The sequence below is a fragment of the Nocardia canadensis genome, assembly GCF_032656385.1.
Taxonomy (GTDB): Bacteria; Actinomycetota; Actinomycetes; order Mycobacteriales; family Mycobacteriaceae; genus Nocardia; species Nocardia canadensis.
This window is the reverse complement of sequence record NZ_JAVCWB010000008.1, coordinates 1,858,662-1,873,543: the sequence shown is the minus strand read 5'-3', so window position 1 is coordinate 1,873,543 and position 14,882 is coordinate 1,858,662. Positions and strand designations below refer to the sequence as shown.

Here is a 14,882-nt window from a genome sequence, read left to right as displayed (position 1 = left end):
GAATTCGATGACCACCTTGGAAATCAAGGACCTGCACGCCGAGATCACCACCCCCGAGGGTGAGTCCAAGCAGATCCTCAACGGCGTGAACCTGACCGTGAAGTCCGGCGAGACGCACGCCATCATGGGCCCCAACGGCTCGGGCAAGTCGACGCTGTCCTATGTGATCGCCGGTCACCCGAAGTACACCGTCACCCAGGGCACCATCACCCTCGACGGTGAGGATGTGCTGGAGATGTCGGTCGACGAGCGCGCTCGCGCCGGCCTGTTCCTGGCCATGCAGTACCCGGTCGAGGTCCCCGGTGTCTCGATGTCGAACTTCCTGCGCACCGCCGCGACCGCGGTCCGCGGCGAGGCCCCCAAGCTGCGCACCTGGGTCAAGGAGGTGAAGGAGTCGATGAAGGAGCTCGAGATCGACTCGGCCTTCGCCGACCGCAGCGTGAACGAGGGCTTCTCCGGTGGCGAGAAGAAGCGCCACGAGGTCCTGCAGCTGGGCCTGCTCAAGCCGAAGATCGCGATCCTCGACGAGACCGACTCCGGCCTCGACGTCGACGCGCTGCGCATCGTCTCCGAGGGCGTCAACCGCTACAAGGAGCGCGAGAACGGCGGCGTGCTGCTGATCACGCACTACACCCGCATCCTGCGCTACATCAAGCCCGACTTCGTGCACGTGTTCGTCAACGGCAAGATCGTCGCCGAGGGTGGCTCCGAGCTGGCCGAGGAACTCGACGCGAACGGCTACGTGCGCTTCACCTCCGCCACCGCTGGAGCCTGACGACGATGACCGCTGTGTCTCTCTCGGGTCCCGCCCTCGACGTCGCCCGGATCCGGGCCGACTTCCCGATCCTGAACCGCACGGTCCGGGACGGGAAACCGTTGGTGTACCTGGATTCCGGGGCGACCTCGCAGCGTCCGCTGCAGGTGCTGGACGCCGAGCGTGACTTCCTGCTCACCCGTAACTCGGCCGTGCACCGCGGTGCGCACCAGCTGGCGGAGGAGGCGACCGACTCCTACGAGGACGCCCGCGTCGCCATCGCCCGCTTCGTCGGTGCCGACGCCGGGGAGATCGTGTTCACCAAGAACGCGACCGAGTCGCTGAACCTGGTGGCCAACGCTTTCGGTGACGACCGATTCCCCTACAAGGTGGGCCCGGGCGACGAGATCGTCATCACCGAGCTCGAGCATCACGCGAATCTCGTGCCGTGGCAGGAACTCGCGCGCCGCACCGGCGCCACGCTCCGGTGGTACGGCATCACCGACGACGGCCGCATCGACCTGGATTCGCTCGAACTGTCGCCCGCGACCAAGGTGCTCGCGTTCACCCACCAGTCGAACGTGACCGGTGCGGTCGCGCCGGTGGCCGAGCTGGTCCGCCGGGCCAAGGATGTCGGCGCGCTGGTCGTGCTCGACGCCTGCCAGTCGGTGCCGCACATGGCGGTGAACTTCCGGGAGCTCGGCGTGGACTTCGCCGCGTTCTCCGGCCACAAGATGCTCGGCCCGATGGGTGTGGGCGGACTGTACGGCCGTCGGGCGCTGCTCGAGGAGACTCCGCCCTACATCACCGGCGGGTCGATGATCGAGACCGTCACGATGGAGCGGACCACCTACGCGCCGCCGCCGCAGCGCTTCGAGGCGGGCACGCCGATGACCTCGCAGGTCGTCGGGCTGGCCGCCGCGGTCCGCTACCTGGAAGACCTCGGCATGGACGCGATCGCCGCCCACGAGCACGCGCTGACCGGCGCCGCGCTCGACGGCCTCGGCGCGATCGAGGGCGTGCGGATCATCGGGCCGACCGAGAACGTGGACCGCGGCGGCGCGGTGTCGTTCGTGGTCGACGGTATCCACGCCCACGACGTGGGTCAGATCCTCGACGACCAGGGTGTCGCGATCCGGGTCGGGCACCACTGTGCCTGGCCGCTGCACCGCAAGTTCGGCGTCGCGGCGACCGCGCGCGCGTCGTTCGCCGTGTACAACACCCTCGACGAGGTGGACGCGCTGGTGCAGGCCGTGCGGAAGGCCCAGAGCTTCTTCGGCGTGAGCGCAAGCGAGGGCCGATGATCAGACACTGTGGAGTTGCATAAGTCATGCGCATGGAGCAGATGTACCAGGAAGTGATCCTGGACCATTACAAACATCCCCACCACCGCGGGCTGCGGGAACCGTTCGGTGCCGAAGTGCACCACGTGAACCCGACCTGCGGTGACGAGGTGACCCTGCGCGTGCACATCGACGACGCGGGCGAGGTCGCCGACGTCTCCTACGACGGGCAGGGCTGCTCGATCAGCCAGGCCGCCACCTCGATCCTCACCGATCAGGTGATCGGGCTGCCGGTGCAGCAGGCGCTGAAGGTGGTCGACTCCTACAGCGAGATGATCTCCAGCCGCGGCACCGTCGACGGTGACGAGGACGTGATCGGCGACGGTATCGCCCTGGCCGGCGTCGCCAAGTACCCCGCGCGCGTGAAGTGCGCGCTGCTGGGGTGGATGGCGTTCAAGGACGCCGTCGTGCGGATCGCCTCGGCCGAAGAAGTGAAGCCTGCCATGGGAAATGGGGAAGCGTGATGAGTGAGACACCGGCTGTCGAAGCCACCGAGGCCGCCGCTCCCGAGGTGGAGCCGACGCCCGAACAGGCCGAGCACCTCGAGAATCTGGAGGAGGCCATGCGCGATGTCGTCGACCCCGAGCTCGGCATCAATGTCGTCGACCTCGGCCTGGTCTACGGCATGTCCGTCGACGACGACAATGTCGCCACCCTCGACATGACGCTGACCTCGGCGGCCTGTCCGCTGACCGACGTCATCGAGGACCAGTCCCGCAACGCCCTGGTGCGCAGCGGCCTGGTCGAGGACCTGAAGATCAACTGGGTCTGGATGCCCCCGTGGGGCCCGGACAAGATCACCGAGGACGGCCGCGAACAGCTGCGCGCTCTCGGCTTCACGGTCTAGCGAACATCGCGAAAAGGTCCGGATTCCTTGGGAATCCGGACCTTTTCCGGTCTCTGCGCCACCGTCGAAATCGCCGCTGTGGGCCGATATGTGGTTGCGGTCGAGGGCGGGGCGAGCATTATGGAGGAATGGCCGAGTCGAGCAGGAGCATTGTCGCCGAACGCGGTCGACACGCGCTCGTCGGCGGCCTCGCCGCGGTAGTTCTCGCGCCGGTGGCGGCCGCGACGACCGCTGCTGTCTATCGATTCCCCGTGCCGCTCGTCGGCTATACCCGTGGAATCGGTGGCGCCCTGACCGCGGCGGTCGGCAGCCTCTTCTACCTGGTACTCGGCGGCGCTGTGGTGCTCGCGGCGGCGGGCGCGCTGGGTGCGCTGCTGATGACATGGGCGAATCCGGCGCCGACCCGGCGGACATATCTGCGAGCGGGCGCGGCCGGCGTGTGCGCGGCGTTTCTGGGTGCGCTCGGACTGGCGCTGCTGGAATTCGTCGTCGGGCCCTGGTGAGTTCGCGCGGTGATGTCTTCGTTTGTCGCGCTGTGATTTTGCTCAATGGTATTGGATGTACGCCGGTGTTCGGCGATGATCTGGGGGCTCCGGATTTCCGGGGCAGTTTCCAGAGGAGAGTTGTTCGATGAGTTTCTTGGGTAAGGCCGGTCTCGCCGTGGCGGCGCTCGGCCTTGCGGCGGGTTCGGTCTTCGGCGCCGGTGCGGCGAACGCGGAGACCCTGCACGCGGCGATCTCGTTCAGCGACGCGGAGTGGGCCTTCGCCTACAGCGTGAACAAGCCGAGCGCCGAGGCCGCCGCCGACGAAGCGCTCGCCGCTTGCGATTTCGCCGACTGCCACATCTGGGCCGCCTGGGCCAACGGTTGCGGTGTCATCGTCGAGGGCGACGGCGGCGCGATCGGGGTCGGCACGGGTGCCACCAGCCGTGAGGCGGAGACCGCGGCCTACGCCACCCTGGGCGAGCTGGAACCGCGGGCGCTGCTGGCGAACACGGGTTCGGCCGCGCTGAGCGGTGCTCACGTCGTCAAGACGATCTGCACGGCCAACGCGCGCTGATCACCGCATCACCGAAGGGCCCGGATCCGCAGGGATCCGGGCCCTTCGCGGTGGGTGGGCTTAGACCGGCTCCGGCTCCGGCTCGGTGAGCGAGGCGATCCAGGCGCCGATCATGTCGGCGGTGTGGTCGATGACGACCTCGCGATCGAGGCCGTCGTCCTCCATCTCGACCGAGCGCAGCGCGGTGGCGAAACCGGCGTTGAGGACGACGAAGGCCATCGTGTCGACATCGATGTCCTTGGTCGGGCCGAGCAGGTGGATCAGGTAGAGCTTCATGATCATCCGCAGCCGGGGCTCGAATTCCGGGATGCCGCTGCCGTAGAAGTGCAGATCGGCCACCAGGGCCCGCACCAGGGGGCCGTTGGCGACAAGGATCTCGACGGCGATCCGGATGACCTCGGCGACGGCGTCGCGCGGCGGCTTGTCGGCGGAGACCGTGAGCAACCGCGCGTAGCGGTCCTCGACCTGCAGGAACAGGCTGTCGGTGAGCTCCTTGACGATCTCGTCGCGGTCGGTGAAGTACCGGTACAGGGTGCCGATGCTCATGCCCGCCTCGGCGGCGATCCGGTTGGTCGAGGTGTTGCCGATACCGCGGGTGCCGAAAAGATGAGCGGACACGGTGAGAATGCGGGTGCGGGTTTCCTTCGCCCGATCCTGCTTGGGGCGTTTGCGCTGCTTATCGGCGTGCGGTGGCATTCGGCGACCTCGGTCGAAAGAGGAGTAGAAGGTGAGCAGTTGCTCATCCTAGAGTCATGATCACGGAGAAACCGGAGTGTAGGCCATCACAGGGGCCGGGCACTACGGCAGCTGAACCACCGCCGGCCCCGCCGACGCGGTGTGGAAGGAGTCGACGATGATGACGATCCCCGTGGACGGAGCCCCGATGTGGCAGCCGCTGCGCGATGTCCGGACGCTGTCGGGCACGCTGGTGAGCCACTTCGTCGAGACCGTGGCCACCTGTCGAACGCTGCCCGGCGACGCGATCTCCGGTGACGTCACCGCGGTCACCCGATTGTGCCTGGAGATCGTCGGCGGGATGCTCGACGGTCGCGACGAGACCGAGCGGCTGAACCGGCTCTCGGTCGCCGCGGCGGGCTGGGCGCGCGAGGGTGTGCCGATCGACGCCATCTTGCACGCCTTCCACGAGGGTGTGCGGCTGAGTTTCGACGCGGTCTTCGACGCCGGCGCCGACGACGACCGGGCGAGCCTGCTCGACGGCTTCCGCCGGGCGGTCGCGATCTCGGATCAGCTGTGCACCACCGTGACCCGTGCCTACATCCGTGAGCACCGCGATGTCGCGGGCGAGCACCACACGGCCGTGCACACGCTCACCTCGGCGCTGCTGGCGGGCCAGTCGACGGTCACCATGGCGCGCGAGTGCGGGATCGCCGTCGCCGACGCGTATTCGGTGCTGGCGCTGTCGATCCGGCGCCGCGGCGAGGCCGCCGACCCGCGGGTCGACCGGGCCGTGGTCGCCCGGCGCGCACTGCGCCGGGTGCAGGCGGCGCTGGCGCACCACGGTGGCGACCAGGTGTTGTCGCTGCTGTCGGTGGACGGTGGAACTCTGCTCGTCCCGGCCGAGCTGATGGACACCACCGCCATCGACGCCCTGATCGCGACGCTGTCGCGCGCGGCCGATGTCGACGTCACCGGCGCGCTGGTCCCAGCGACCACCGAGGAGATCCCGGCGGCCGCCGAGCGCGCGCACGAGCTGCTCGACATGGTGGAACGCCTCGATTGCGAACCCGGCCTCTATCGCTTCGGTGACCTCGCCCTGGAGTATCAGCTCACCCGTCCCGGTCCCGGCCGGGCCCGCCTCGGCGAGCTGCTCGCGCCGCTGGACGACCACCCCGAACTCTTCGAGACCCTGCGGGTGCATATCGCCAACAATATGAATCGCAGGCGCACGGCCCGCCTGCTGCACATCCACACCAACACCGTCGACTATCGCCTGCGCCGCATCGCCCAGCTGACCGGCCTGGACCCGGCCCAGGGCTCGGGCCTGTGGCAACTGCGCTCGGCGATGATCGCGCGCAGCTTCCACACCGGCCCCACCGTGGAAGCGCGCCTGGCCTGACCGGAAACCGGTGGCGGAGGCCGACTCCCCGATATATGGTTCACTAGACCAAAACCGGGGAGGGATCATGACCGTCGACACCGTCGACCAGCTGCGCCAGGCGATCGAGCAGGGTGCGACACCGAAGTACCTGGCGTTCTGGGGGCACACCCCACGCCCCGACGGCACGATCGGTGCGAGCTGCCTGAGCCAGTGGTGGCCCACCGATTTCGTCGTCGACGGCACCGCGTTCCGCAGCGCCGAGCACTACATGATGTGGCGCAAGGCGCTGCTGTTCGACGACGAGCGCACCGCCGCCCGCGTGCTCGAGGTCAACCATCCCGGTGTGGCCAAGAAGCTGGGCAGACAGATCCGCGCCTTCGACGACACCGTCTGGGAGCGCGCCCGCTTCGAGATCGTCGTCGCGGGCAGCGTGGCCAAATTCGGCCAGGACGACGCCCTGCGCGCCTATCTGCTCGGCACCGGCGCGCGCGTGCTCGTCGAAGCCAGTCCGGTGGACCGGATCTGGGGCATCGGGCTGGCCGCCGACGATGCGCGCGCCACCGATCCGGGCCGGTGGCAGGGCCTCAACCTGCTCGGTTTCGCTCTCATGCGGGCGCGGGACGTGCTGGCCGCGGCGAGCTAGGCGGGAAAGCTATTTCTCGATGGCGCGTGCGGCGGTTCATGATTGGTTCGGCTTCGACCTCGAAGCCGACTTTTCGATGGGGAGATTCACTGATGTCTGTTGTGGGCAAATATGCCCTGGGTGTGGCCGCCATGTCCGCGGTGGCCGCGTTCACCGTCGTGAACGCGGGCTCGGCCGCGGCGGCCGAGAGCGGGGTGGCGATCGCCGAGGTGCCGGGTTACACGGCCGTCTCGCGCGACGGTGGTTTCCAGGCCGCCGCCGGTGATCTCTACGGCGCGCTGGCGTTGTCGTCGAAGGAAGCCGTGGTCGCCTCGGCGGTCAACTACGGCAGCTGGGCGGCCGCGAGCCAGGCCGCGCTGGCCGAGTGCGGCGTCTGGGACTGCCAGATCGTCGTCGAGTTCCGCAATGCCTGCGGCGCCGTCGCGCAGGGTGCCGACTACCGCTTCGGCTGGTCCTGGGATCACTCCCTGGCCGCGGCCGAGCGCTCGGCGATCGATGTGCTCGGGATCAGCGCACCGCCGTTCCCCGACCCGGGTTCGGCCTCGCCGCGCGCGGCGAGCGTCATCCTGTCCGCCTGCACGGCGAACGTCTGACGAACGAGCGGAAACGGGGTGCGGACCGATTCGGTCCGCACCCCGCTTTTCCTTCGTCGCCGATATTCTCAGCGCCGCAATACCTTCCGGGCCAGCCAATTGCCGAAGAACTGCACGCCCTGCACGCCGGCGATGATGATCAGCGTCGCCACGATCGTGACTTCCCAATCGAATTGCTGATAGCCGTAGACCAGCGCGAAATCGCCGAGGCCGCCGCCGCCGACCGTGCCCGCCATGGCGGAGATGTCCACGATCGAGATCACCACGAAGGTGTAGCCGAGGATCAGCGGCCCGAGCGCTTCCGGAATCAGCAGCGTGAGAATGATCCGCAGCGGACCCGCGCCGACCGCGCGCGCCGCCTCGATCACTCCCGGATCGACCGTCACCAAGTTCTGTTCGACGATCCGGGCGATGCCGAACGAGGCCGCGACGATCATCACGAACAGCGCCGCCTCGGTGCCGATCGTGGTGCCGACGACCTCGAGGGTGACCGGACCCAGCGCGGCCAGCAGGATGATGAACGGGATCGGGCGCACGATGTTGACCAGCACGTTGAGCACCAGATAGAGCGGCGCGTTCGCCAGCAGCCCGCCTTTGCGGGTGGTGTAGAGCGCGGTGCCCAGCGCCAGGCCGATCACCCCGGCCACCACGAAGGTCACGCCCACCAGATAGACGGTGGTCCCGATCGCCTCGAACAGCGTGGGCCGCAACTTCTCCCAGTTGGTCTCCATCAGCGCGCCCTCCGCTCCAGGTCGGCGACCACGCGGTCCACCGCGTCGTCGGGACCGTGCAGCGCCAGGGTGATGCTGCCGAAGGTCTTGTCCTGCAACGTGCTCACCCCGCCGTAGACGATCTCGAAGCGCACGTCGGCCGTGGCCGCGGCGGCCAGCGCGGCGCCGATCCCGCTGTCGTCGTCGACGTCGACGGTGACCAGCCGGCCACCGTGCAGGTCGCGCAGCCGCTCGAGTTCGGCCGCGTCGGGCCGGTTGTGCAGCACGGTGGCCACGAACGAGCGGGTCGACGCGGCCCGCGGTGCCGCGAAGACATCGAAGGTGGGCGACAATTCGACGATCCGGCCTTCGGCCAGCACCGCCACCCGGTCGGCGACCGCGCGGATCACCTCCATCTCGTGGGTGATCACCACGATGGTCACCCCGAGCTCGGCATTGATCTTCTTCAGCAGCCGCAGCACCTCGGCGGTGGTCTCCGGGTCCAGCGCCGAGGTCGCCTCGTCGGCGAGCAGCAGCGACGGCGAGGTCGCCAGGGCACGAGCGATGCCGACGCGCTGCTTCTGACCGCCGGAGAGCTGATCGGGATAGGCGCGCGCCTTGTCGGTGAGGCCGACGAAGTCGAGCAGCTCGGCGACGCGCGCCTTGCGTTCGGCGCGCTTCCAGCCCGCGACCCTGAGCGGATATTCGATATTGCCCGCGGCCGTGCGCGACCGGAACAGGTTGAACTGCTGGAACACCATGCCGATATCGCGGCGCAGGGTGCGCACGGCCGACTCCCGTACCCCGGTGATCGGGGCGCCGGCGACGGTGATCGTGCCCGAGGTGGGCTTCTCCAGGGCGTTGATCAGCCGGACCAGGGTCGATTTGCCCGCTCCGGAATAGCCGATCACGCCGAAGATCTCGCCCGCCTCGATCCGCAGATCGACGTCGTCGAGCGCGACGTGCCGCTCGGCGCCGCGGCCGAAGACCTTGGTGACCGAACGGAATTCGACGGCGGCGTCGGGTGCGCTCACTTGTTCGCGCGGATGCCCTGCTGCACCCGGTCGAGGATCTGCTCGAGCTCGGCGCCCGGACGGGTCACGGCGACCGCGGTGTTCTTGGTGACCTCCGCGTGCGCGGCGGCCACGGCCGGGTCCTTCCAGATCTCGACCAGCTTCAGGTAGGTCGGGTTGGTCTTGTCCTCGGCCCGCGTGACGATCACATTGATGTACGGCTCGGCGGACGGGTTCTTCGGATCGTCCTTGTACAGGGCCGACTGCGGGTCGATGCCGGAGCGGTCGAGGAAGGTGTTGTTGATCACCGATCCGTCGACCGAGGCCAGCGACAGCGCGGTCTGCGCGGCGTCGACCGGGGTCACCTTCACCTTGGAGGCGCCCTTGTCGATGTCGGCGGGGGTGGGCTGGGCGGAGGTGCCCGTCAGCTTCAGCAGTCCGGCGGCCTGGAGCACGAACAGCGCGCGGGCCTGGTTGGTCGGATCATTGGGGATCGCGATCTCACCGCCGGCCGGGATGTCGGCCAGTGCCTTGTGCTTGGTGGAGTACAGGCCCAGCGGCACGATGTAGGTCGAGCCGATCGGGGTCAGCGTGTCCGAGCTCGCCACGTTGTACTGGCCGAGGAATTGCAGGTGCTGGAACAGGTTGACATCGATCTGTTTCTGCGACAGCGCGGCATTGGGCTGCTTGTAGTCGGAGAAGTTGGTGATCTTCAGCGTGATGCCCTGCTCCTTGGCCTTCTGCTCGAAGACGTCCCAGGCCTTGTCCTTGTCGGTGGTGCCGATACGCACCACCGTGCCGGACTCGGTGTCGTCCGAACCGCACGCCGTGAGGGTGAGGGCCGCGGTTGCTACCAGGACCGGGATCGCCAGTACCCGACGGAATTTCACTTGATACTCCCGAATTGCTCGCTGAGGGTGAACCCGGTCATCCAAGCCGTGGTTCGTACGCGGAAACAACGGTTTGCGTTGCCTCGAGCGAAACCCTCGCTAACTCTTGGACGGGCGTCTAGTTTGCGGACGATGCGATTCCTGCGCCGTCTGCCGATGCTCCCGGTCCTGGTCACGCCGGCGGTGGGTGTGCCCGCCCCGTGACGCCCTGGTGCCGATCGGGGCGACGGAGATCTTCCCGCTCACCCTGTACCACGATCCAGAGGTCGTCGCGGCGATCCGGGCCGAGACCGGCTACGCCGGGATCTTCGAGACCGACGTGCTGAAGAAGTCCGGGTACGCGGCACTCACCGTCGACGCGGTCGCGGCGCGGGCCGGGGTGAGCAAGGCGACGATCTACCGCCGCTTCGCCACCAAGCAGGAAATGACGTTCGCGGTCGTGGTGCACGGCCTGGACGAGGCCCCGTCCGCCGACACCGGCTCGCTCGAGGGCGACCTGGCCGCGCTCATCGAGCGGATCGGCGAGCAACTCCGTCATCGGCATGCTGCTCGACCGCGCGATCGCCCGGGGTGAGCTGGCTCGTCGCCCCGATCCGGCGATCACGCAGGCGTTGCTGCTCGGTCCGCTGTTCGCGTGGATCGTCGTGCTCGACGAGGACCCCACGCGCGCACCGGAACTCGCGCGCATCGTCGCCCGGATGGTCACCGACGCGCTCGCCGCGGGCGTGGTGCCCGCCGCTGCGACCTAGCGGCGGCGAGCACCGCGAGCGCGGCCAGGGCGAACCCGGCCGCGATCGGCGGCAGCGCCGCGGCGCCCCACGTGCCGAGCGCGACGCCGCCGGCCAGACCACCGAGCGAGACGCCGAGGTAGGTGCCGGAGGTGTTGAGCGCCAACGCCTGTGGCGCCAGCGGGCCGGTCAGCGACGCCAGCCGGGCCTGGATCGCGGGCGCGTTCCAGAACGCGGCCGCGCCCCACACCGCGAGGACCGGCAGCAGCGCCGCGATCGGCACCGGACGTACGACCCACGTCACCCCCAGGTATCCCATCGAGACCGCGATCGCGGTGATCCCGGCCGCCAGCGCGCGCCGCGGACCCCACCGGTCGGTCGCCACGCCACCGCCCCACATTCCGGCCATCCCGGCGACTCCGGCCAGCCCGAACGACACCGCACGGGCATCGACGCCCGACCCGGTGACCTCGGTGAGGAACGGCGCGAGATAGGTGAGCATCATCATCGACCCGGTGATCAGCGAGACGTTCGCCAGCAGGCCCACCGCCACGGGTCGCCGACCGAGACTGCGCAGCTGTGCTCGCCAGTCCGGCACCACCCCGTCGGGGCGCTGCCGGGGCAGGGTCGCGAGCAGTCCACCGAGGGCGAGCGCGCCGCCGACGGCCATCGCGGCGAAACTCGCGCGCCAGCCGTACGCGCCGCCGATCCAGGTCCCGATCGGCACGCCGACCGCGATCGAGCCGGTCACGCCCAGCGTCACCACGGCGAGATAGCGGCCCGCCTTGCCGTCGGGCGCCCGCTGGAACGCGGTGGCGAACAACGACGGGGTCGCGGCCGCGGCCGCGGCGGCCGCCACGATCCGCCACCCCATCAGGACACCGAACGACGGCGTCAGCAGCGCGCCGAGATTGGCCGCGACGAAGACACCCAGACAGGTCACGAGCAGTGCGCGACGCGCGACGCGCGCGAGCAGCACACCGGCGACCGGCGCCACGATCGCGACGGTCACGGCGAAGACCGTCACGAGCTGACCGGCCGCGGCCTGACGCACACCGAGATCACGGGCGATCTCGGGCAGGACACCGGCGATCACGTAATCGTCGGTGTAGAAGACGAACGAGGCGGCGAACAGCGCCACCAACCATCGAGGCATAGCAGACTCCCACTGGTACCGAGCTGACGGCGCGCGTCCCGGCGACAGGGGGACGCGCGACAACGGGCAGACAGTGGCCGGCCGGTGTGTTCGGAGCACGACGAACCGCCGTGCCTGTCGGCACGGTGTCGTCGCGTCGGGAACGGCCACCGGCGGACCGGTGGCTAGAGTCTGTCGGCCTCGATAGCAGTGGTCACGATCGCCAAACTACCGCACCGAAATCCTCGGCGCCGCCGCGTTTTCGGCGCTCAGTCGCCCAGATACTGGTGGACCAGCATCACGGCCATCGAGCCCTCGCCGACGGCGGCCGCCACCCGGCGACCGTTGTAGGCGCGCACGTCGCCCGCGGCGAAGACGCCGGGCACGGTGGTCTCCAGATGCAGCGGCGGCCGGGGCAGTGGCCAGCGCGCGGCGGCGAGCGGGGCGGCCGCGATGTCGGGTCCGGTGAGCAGATAGCCGTTGTCGTCGCGGGCGAACCCGGGGGCGAGCCAGCCGGTGGCGGGGTCGGCGCCGATGAAGGCGAACAGCCAGGTCGCGGCCACCTCCTCGGCGGCGCCGGTACGCCGGTCACGCAGGGTGAGGCGTTCGAGGTGGGTGCCGCCTGCCGCCGCGGCGACCTCGGTGCCGGTGCGGACGTGGATCTCCGGAATCGACTCGATCTGCTCGATCAGGTAGGTCGACATCCGCGCCGCCAGCGACTCGGCGCGGACCAGCAGGAACACCCGCCGGGCGCAGCTGGCGAAGTAGACCGCCGCCTGGCCCGCCGAGTTGGCGCCGCCGACGATGTAGACGTCGGCCCCCGAGCACAGCGGCGCCTCGGTGAGCGCCGAGAAGTAGTAGACGCCGCGACCGGCGAAGTCCGCGATGCCGGGCGCGTCGAGGGTGCGGAAGGTCGCGCCGGTGGCGATGATCGCCGAGCGCGCCGTGACCGTCGTGGCGCCGCAGTGCGCCGTGACGCCGTCGGCGTCGGCCGTGAGCGCGTCGGCGGCCAGGCTGATCACCAGTTCCGCGCCGAACTTGCCCGCCTGGCGACGCGCCCGATCGGTGAGCTGGGCGCCGGAGATGCCGTCGGGGAAGCCGAGATAGTTCTCGATGCGGGAACTCAGCCCGGCCTGCCCGCCGATCGCCCAGCGTTCGAGCAGGACGGTGTGCAGCCCTTCGGACGCGCCGTAGACGGCGGCGGCCATCCCCGCGGGCCCGCCGCCGACGATGAGCAGGTCGTAGCCGCCGGAACTCGGCGTGGTGTGCAGCCCGGCCCAGCGGGCGAGTTGTTCCTCGTCGGCGGGGCGCAGGGCGCGTCCGTCCGGCCCGATCAACACGGGGGTGTCGGCGGCGTCGAAGCCGTGCGCGGTGAGCAGCTCCCGGCCCGCCGGATCGGTGGGGCGCACCCACCGGCAGGCGATCTCGTTGCGGCTCAGGAAGGTGCGAATGGCCGCGCACGCGGGCGACCACACCTCGCCGACCACGGTCAGCGCGGCGGAGTCGTGCTCGTCCGGTGCGGTGGGAGCCACCCGTCGAGGATAGGCCCGTTCAGCGGCGCGGGTGCTCCACCGACAGCCTGCCGCGCCGGATCAGATCGTGGCGGGTGGTGGCCGACATCGGCGGCAGCGGCTGTTCGCCGCCCGCCTCGTCGGGGTTCGGGCGCACGAGCAGGGTGACGGTCGCGGCGGGCACGAAGCCGGTGCTGGTCATCAGCGCCGCCGAGGCGCTGTTGCGGTCCTCGACATCGGTGACGATATGGCGGGCGCCGCGCGCGAACAACGCCTCCGAGCACACGTCCACCAGCCGCCGGGCGATGCCGTGGCCCTGCATGTCGGGCGCGACGGCGATCCATTCGAGGTAGGCCCAGTCGTCGCGGTGCTCGAATTCCATCGAGCCGAGCACGAAGCCGACGACGCGGTCGGAGTCCAGGGCGACCCAGCAGGCGTTGTCGGGGCTGTCCAGATGCTCGGCGACCGCCGTGAGCGACCACGAGGTGTAGGGCTTGGTGGTCGTGTCGAACACCTGGTGGCCGAGATCGAGGACTTGACGCAGATGTCCCAGCCCCATCGGCACGACAGCGATCGAGGAGTCCATGCGGGCCAGTCTGCCCTACGCGCCTTTGCGCGCCGCGGTCTTGCTGTCGGCGGATTTCTTCGGCGCGGCTTTCCGGGGCGCCGCTTTCTTGGCGGGCGCCTTCTTCGCCGCCTTCTTCGCTGGTGCCTGCGCCGAGTCGGCGTCGCGGCGGCCGCTCGCCTCGAGACTGCGTTGCAGGGCGGCGACCAGATCGACGACCTCGGCATCGGTTTGTTCGGCGGGCTCGGCCGCCGCGGTGGACTCCACCTTGCCCGAGCCGCTGGCGATCGCCTCGTCGAGCAGTTTCTGCAATTCGATCTGGTATTCGTCGGTGTATTCGCTGGGATCGAAATCGCCCGACATGGATTCGACCAGCGTCTCGGCCATCTTCAGTTCCTGCGGGCGCGGCGCGGGCGCGTCGTCGAGGGCCGGGAAGTCGACGGCACGCACCTCGTCGGGCCACAGCAGGGTTTGCAGCACGAGCACGCCGTCGCGCACCCGCAATGCCGCCAGCCTGGTCTTCTGTCGCAGCGTGAAGTGGACCAGCGCGGTCTTGTCGATGCGCTCGAGGGTGGCGGCCAGCAATTGGTAGGCCTTGGGCGTGGCCGAATCCGGTTCGAGGTAGTAGCTCTTGTCGAACAGCACCGGGTCGATCTGTTCGGAGGGCACGAATTCCAGCACCGGGATCTCGTGCTTCTCCGCCGCGGGGAGTTTCGCGAAATCGGCGTCGGTGAGCACGACCTGGTCGCCGTCGGGGGAGACGTAGGCCTTGTCGATGTCGGAATACTGGACGGAATTGCCGCACACCTGGCAGACACGGTCGTATTTGATCCGGCCGCCGTCCTTGGCGTGGACCTGATGGAACCGAATATCGTGGTCCTCGGTCGCGGTGTAGACCTTGACCGGGACATTGACCAGCCCGAATGCGATCGAGCCCTTCCAGATCGATCTCATTTCCCCATGATGGCCGAGATATCGCCCGGGGGCGAGCGGCCGCCGCCGAACCGGTGCCCGTCCGTGACGCGGCGGTGC

19 protein-coding genes are annotated in these 14,882 nt (G+C 69.3%); 11 read left to right on the top strand and 8 right to left on the bottom strand.

Features of this window, described 5'->3' with window-relative positions:
- Positions 1-7 precede the first annotated feature (7 nt).
- The 6 genes from sufC to Q7X29_RS22505 all read left to right on the top strand — a co-directional run bounded on the left by sufC (position 8) and on the right by Q7X29_RS22505 (position 4,003).
- Complete coding sequence (sufC, locus tag Q7X29_RS22530) at positions 8-775, top strand: Fe-S cluster assembly ATPase SufC (protein WP_316575297.1); 768 nt, start codon at positions 8-10, stop codon at positions 773-775.
- Between the two features lie 5 nt (positions 776-780).
- Positions 781-2,058, top strand: coding sequence for a cysteine desulfurase (locus tag Q7X29_RS22525; RefSeq protein WP_316575296.1), 1,278 nt, complete (start codon positions 781-783; stop codon positions 2,056-2,058).
- A 26-nt stretch (positions 2,059-2,084) separates the two neighbouring features.
- Positions 2,085-2,561 (top strand): Fe-S cluster assembly sulfur transfer protein SufU, encoded by a 477-nt coding sequence (gene sufU / locus Q7X29_RS22520; RefSeq protein ID WP_316575295.1) that lies wholly within the window; start codon positions 2,085-2,087, stop codon positions 2,559-2,561.
- A complete protein-coding gene (locus Q7X29_RS22515; protein WP_316575294.1) occupies positions 2,561-2,944 on the top strand; it encodes a metal-sulfur cluster assembly factor in 384 nt (127 codons plus the stop codon). The genes sufU and Q7X29_RS22515 overlap by 1 nt, the downstream gene beginning before the upstream one ends.
- A gap of 128 nt (positions 2,945-3,072) precedes the next feature.
- Positions 3,073-3,447, top strand: coding sequence for a hypothetical protein (locus tag Q7X29_RS22510; RefSeq protein ID WP_316575293.1), 375 nt, complete (start codon positions 3,073-3,075; stop codon positions 3,445-3,447).
- 127 nt (positions 3,448-3,574) lie between these two features.
- Positions 3,575-4,003: a DUF4189 domain-containing protein gene (locus Q7X29_RS22505; RefSeq protein ID WP_316575292.1), complete on the top strand. Its 429-nt coding sequence runs from the start codon at positions 3,575-3,577 to the stop codon at positions 4,001-4,003.
- A gap of 60 nt (positions 4,004-4,063) precedes the next feature.
- Here Q7X29_RS22505 and Q7X29_RS22500 read toward each other — a convergent pair whose 3' ends face one another.
- Entirely contained in the window at positions 4,064-4,699 is a 636-nt protein-coding gene (locus Q7X29_RS22500) for a TetR/AcrR family transcriptional regulator (protein WP_218718226.1), read from the bottom strand.
- 157 nt (positions 4,700-4,856) lie between these two features.
- Between Q7X29_RS22500 and Q7X29_RS22495 the strand changes: the two genes are divergently transcribed.
- The 3 genes from Q7X29_RS22495 (at position 4,857) to Q7X29_RS22485 (ending at position 7,298) form a co-directional block, all read left to right on the top strand.
- A complete protein-coding gene (locus Q7X29_RS22495) occupies positions 4,857-6,080 on the top strand; it encodes a PucR family transcriptional regulator (RefSeq protein ID WP_316575291.1) in 1,224 nt (407 codons plus the stop codon).
- 67 nt (positions 6,081-6,147) lie between these two features.
- Entirely contained in the window at positions 6,148-6,705 is a 558-nt protein-coding gene (locus tag Q7X29_RS22490) for an NADAR family protein (protein WP_316575290.1), read from the top strand.
- 92 nt (positions 6,706-6,797) lie between these two features.
- Positions 6,798-7,298 (top strand): DUF4189 domain-containing protein, encoded by a 501-nt coding sequence (locus Q7X29_RS22485; protein WP_316575289.1) that lies wholly within the window; start codon positions 6,798-6,800, stop codon positions 7,296-7,298.
- A 68-nt stretch (positions 7,299-7,366) separates the two neighbouring features.
- Here Q7X29_RS22485 and Q7X29_RS22480 read toward each other — a convergent pair whose 3' ends face one another.
- The 3 genes from Q7X29_RS22480 to Q7X29_RS22470 are packed head-to-tail and all read right to left on the bottom strand — an operon-like array spanning position 7,367 to position 9,911.
- On the bottom strand, positions 7,367-8,029 hold the full coding sequence (locus Q7X29_RS22480; protein WP_316575288.1) for a methionine ABC transporter permease: 663 nt from the start codon (positions 8,027-8,029) through the stop codon (positions 7,367-7,369).
- Positions 8,029-9,042 (bottom strand): methionine ABC transporter ATP-binding protein, encoded by a 1,014-nt coding sequence (locus Q7X29_RS22475; RefSeq protein ID WP_316575287.1) that lies wholly within the window; start codon positions 9,040-9,042, stop codon positions 8,029-8,031. The genes Q7X29_RS22480 and Q7X29_RS22475 overlap by 1 nt, the downstream gene beginning before the upstream one ends.
- Positions 9,039-9,911 carry a MetQ/NlpA family ABC transporter substrate-binding protein gene (locus Q7X29_RS22470; RefSeq protein ID WP_394358713.1) on the bottom strand — a complete coding sequence of 291 codons (873 nt, stop codon included), beginning with the start codon at positions 9,909-9,911 and terminating at the stop codon, positions 9,039-9,041. Before Q7X29_RS22470 ends, Q7X29_RS22475 begins: the two co-directional genes overlap by 4 nt.
- Before the next feature lie 187 nt (positions 9,912-10,098).
- Between Q7X29_RS22470 and Q7X29_RS22465 the strand changes: the two genes are divergently transcribed.
- Both Q7X29_RS22465 and Q7X29_RS22460 read left to right on the top strand, forming a co-directional pair.
- Positions 10,099-10,485, top strand: coding sequence for a TetR/AcrR family transcriptional regulator (locus tag Q7X29_RS22465; protein WP_316575286.1), 387 nt, complete (start codon positions 10,099-10,101; stop codon positions 10,483-10,485).
- Positions 10,454-10,660 carry a hypothetical protein gene (locus tag Q7X29_RS22460; protein ID WP_316575285.1) on the top strand — a complete coding sequence of 69 codons (207 nt, stop codon included), beginning with the start codon at positions 10,454-10,456 and terminating at the stop codon, positions 10,658-10,660. The genes Q7X29_RS22465 and Q7X29_RS22460 overlap by 32 nt, the downstream gene beginning before the upstream one ends.
- On the opposite strand, the gene Q7X29_RS22455 is transcribed toward Q7X29_RS22460, so the two are convergent.
- The 4 genes from Q7X29_RS22455 to ku form a co-directional block, all read right to left on the bottom strand.
- Positions 10,614-11,795 carry an MFS transporter gene (locus tag Q7X29_RS22455; RefSeq protein WP_316575284.1) on the bottom strand — a complete coding sequence of 394 codons (1,182 nt, stop codon included), beginning with the start codon at positions 11,793-11,795 and terminating at the stop codon, positions 10,614-10,616. The two genes, Q7X29_RS22460 and Q7X29_RS22455, sit on opposite strands and share 47 nt — an antisense overlap.
- Positions 11,796-12,043: 248 nt before the next feature.
- Positions 12,044-13,306, bottom strand: coding sequence for an NAD(P)/FAD-dependent oxidoreductase (locus tag Q7X29_RS22450; protein WP_218718218.1), 1,263 nt, complete (start codon positions 13,304-13,306; stop codon positions 12,044-12,046).
- A gap of 19 nt (positions 13,307-13,325) precedes the next feature.
- Positions 13,326-13,871 (bottom strand): GNAT family N-acetyltransferase, encoded by a 546-nt coding sequence (locus Q7X29_RS22445; protein WP_316575283.1) that lies wholly within the window; start codon positions 13,869-13,871, stop codon positions 13,326-13,328.
- Between the two features lie 15 nt (positions 13,872-13,886).
- Positions 13,887-14,804, bottom strand: a complete 918-nt coding sequence (gene ku, locus Q7X29_RS22440) for a non-homologous end joining protein Ku (RefSeq protein WP_218718216.1) — start codon at positions 14,802-14,804, stop codon at positions 13,887-13,889.
- Between the last annotated feature and the right edge of the window lie 78 nt (positions 14,805-14,882).

Coding starts and splice junctions, on each gene's coding strand:
- Q7X29_RS22495 (WP_316575291.1), top strand. CDS start 4,857: ATGATGACGATCCCCGTGGACGGAGCCCCGATGTGGCAGCCGCTGCGC.
- Q7X29_RS22500 (WP_218718226.1), bottom strand. CDS start 4,699: ATGCCACCGCACGCCGATAAGCAGCGCAAACGCCCCAAGCAGGATCGG.
- Q7X29_RS22455 (WP_316575284.1), bottom strand. CDS start 11,795: ATGCCTCGATGGTTGGTGGCGCTGTTCGCCGCCTCGTTCGTCTTCTAC.
- Q7X29_RS22525 (WP_316575296.1), top strand. CDS start 781: ATGACCGCTGTGTCTCTCTCGGGTCCCGCCCTCGACGTCGCCCGGATC.
- Q7X29_RS22445 (WP_316575283.1), bottom strand. CDS start 13,871: ATGGACTCCTCGATCGCTGTCGTGCCGATGGGGCTGGGACATCTGCGT.
- Q7X29_RS22485 (WP_316575289.1), top strand. CDS start 6,798: ATGTCTGTTGTGGGCAAATATGCCCTGGGTGTGGCCGCCATGTCCGCG.
- ku (WP_218718216.1), bottom strand. CDS start 14,804: ATGAGATCGATCTGGAAGGGCTCGATCGCATTCGGGCTGGTCAATGTC.
- sufU (WP_316575295.1), top strand. CDS start 2,085: ATGCGCATGGAGCAGATGTACCAGGAAGTGATCCTGGACCATTACAAA.
- sufC (WP_316575297.1), top strand. CDS start 8: ATGACCACCTTGGAAATCAAGGACCTGCACGCCGAGATCACCACCCCC.
- Q7X29_RS22490 (WP_316575290.1), top strand. CDS start 6,148: ATGACCGTCGACACCGTCGACCAGCTGCGCCAGGCGATCGAGCAGGGT.
- Q7X29_RS22505 (WP_316575292.1), top strand. CDS start 3,575: ATGAGTTTCTTGGGTAAGGCCGGTCTCGCCGTGGCGGCGCTCGGCCTT.
- Q7X29_RS22510 (WP_316575293.1), top strand. CDS start 3,073: ATGGCCGAGTCGAGCAGGAGCATTGTCGCCGAACGCGGTCGACACGCG.
- Q7X29_RS22480 (WP_316575288.1), bottom strand. CDS start 8,029: ATGGAGACCAACTGGGAGAAGTTGCGGCCCACGCTGTTCGAGGCGATC.
- Q7X29_RS22515 (WP_316575294.1), top strand. CDS start 2,561: ATGAGTGAGACACCGGCTGTCGAAGCCACCGAGGCCGCCGCTCCCGAG.
- Q7X29_RS22460 (WP_316575285.1), top strand. CDS start 10,454: ATGCTGCTCGACCGCGCGATCGCCCGGGGTGAGCTGGCTCGTCGCCCC.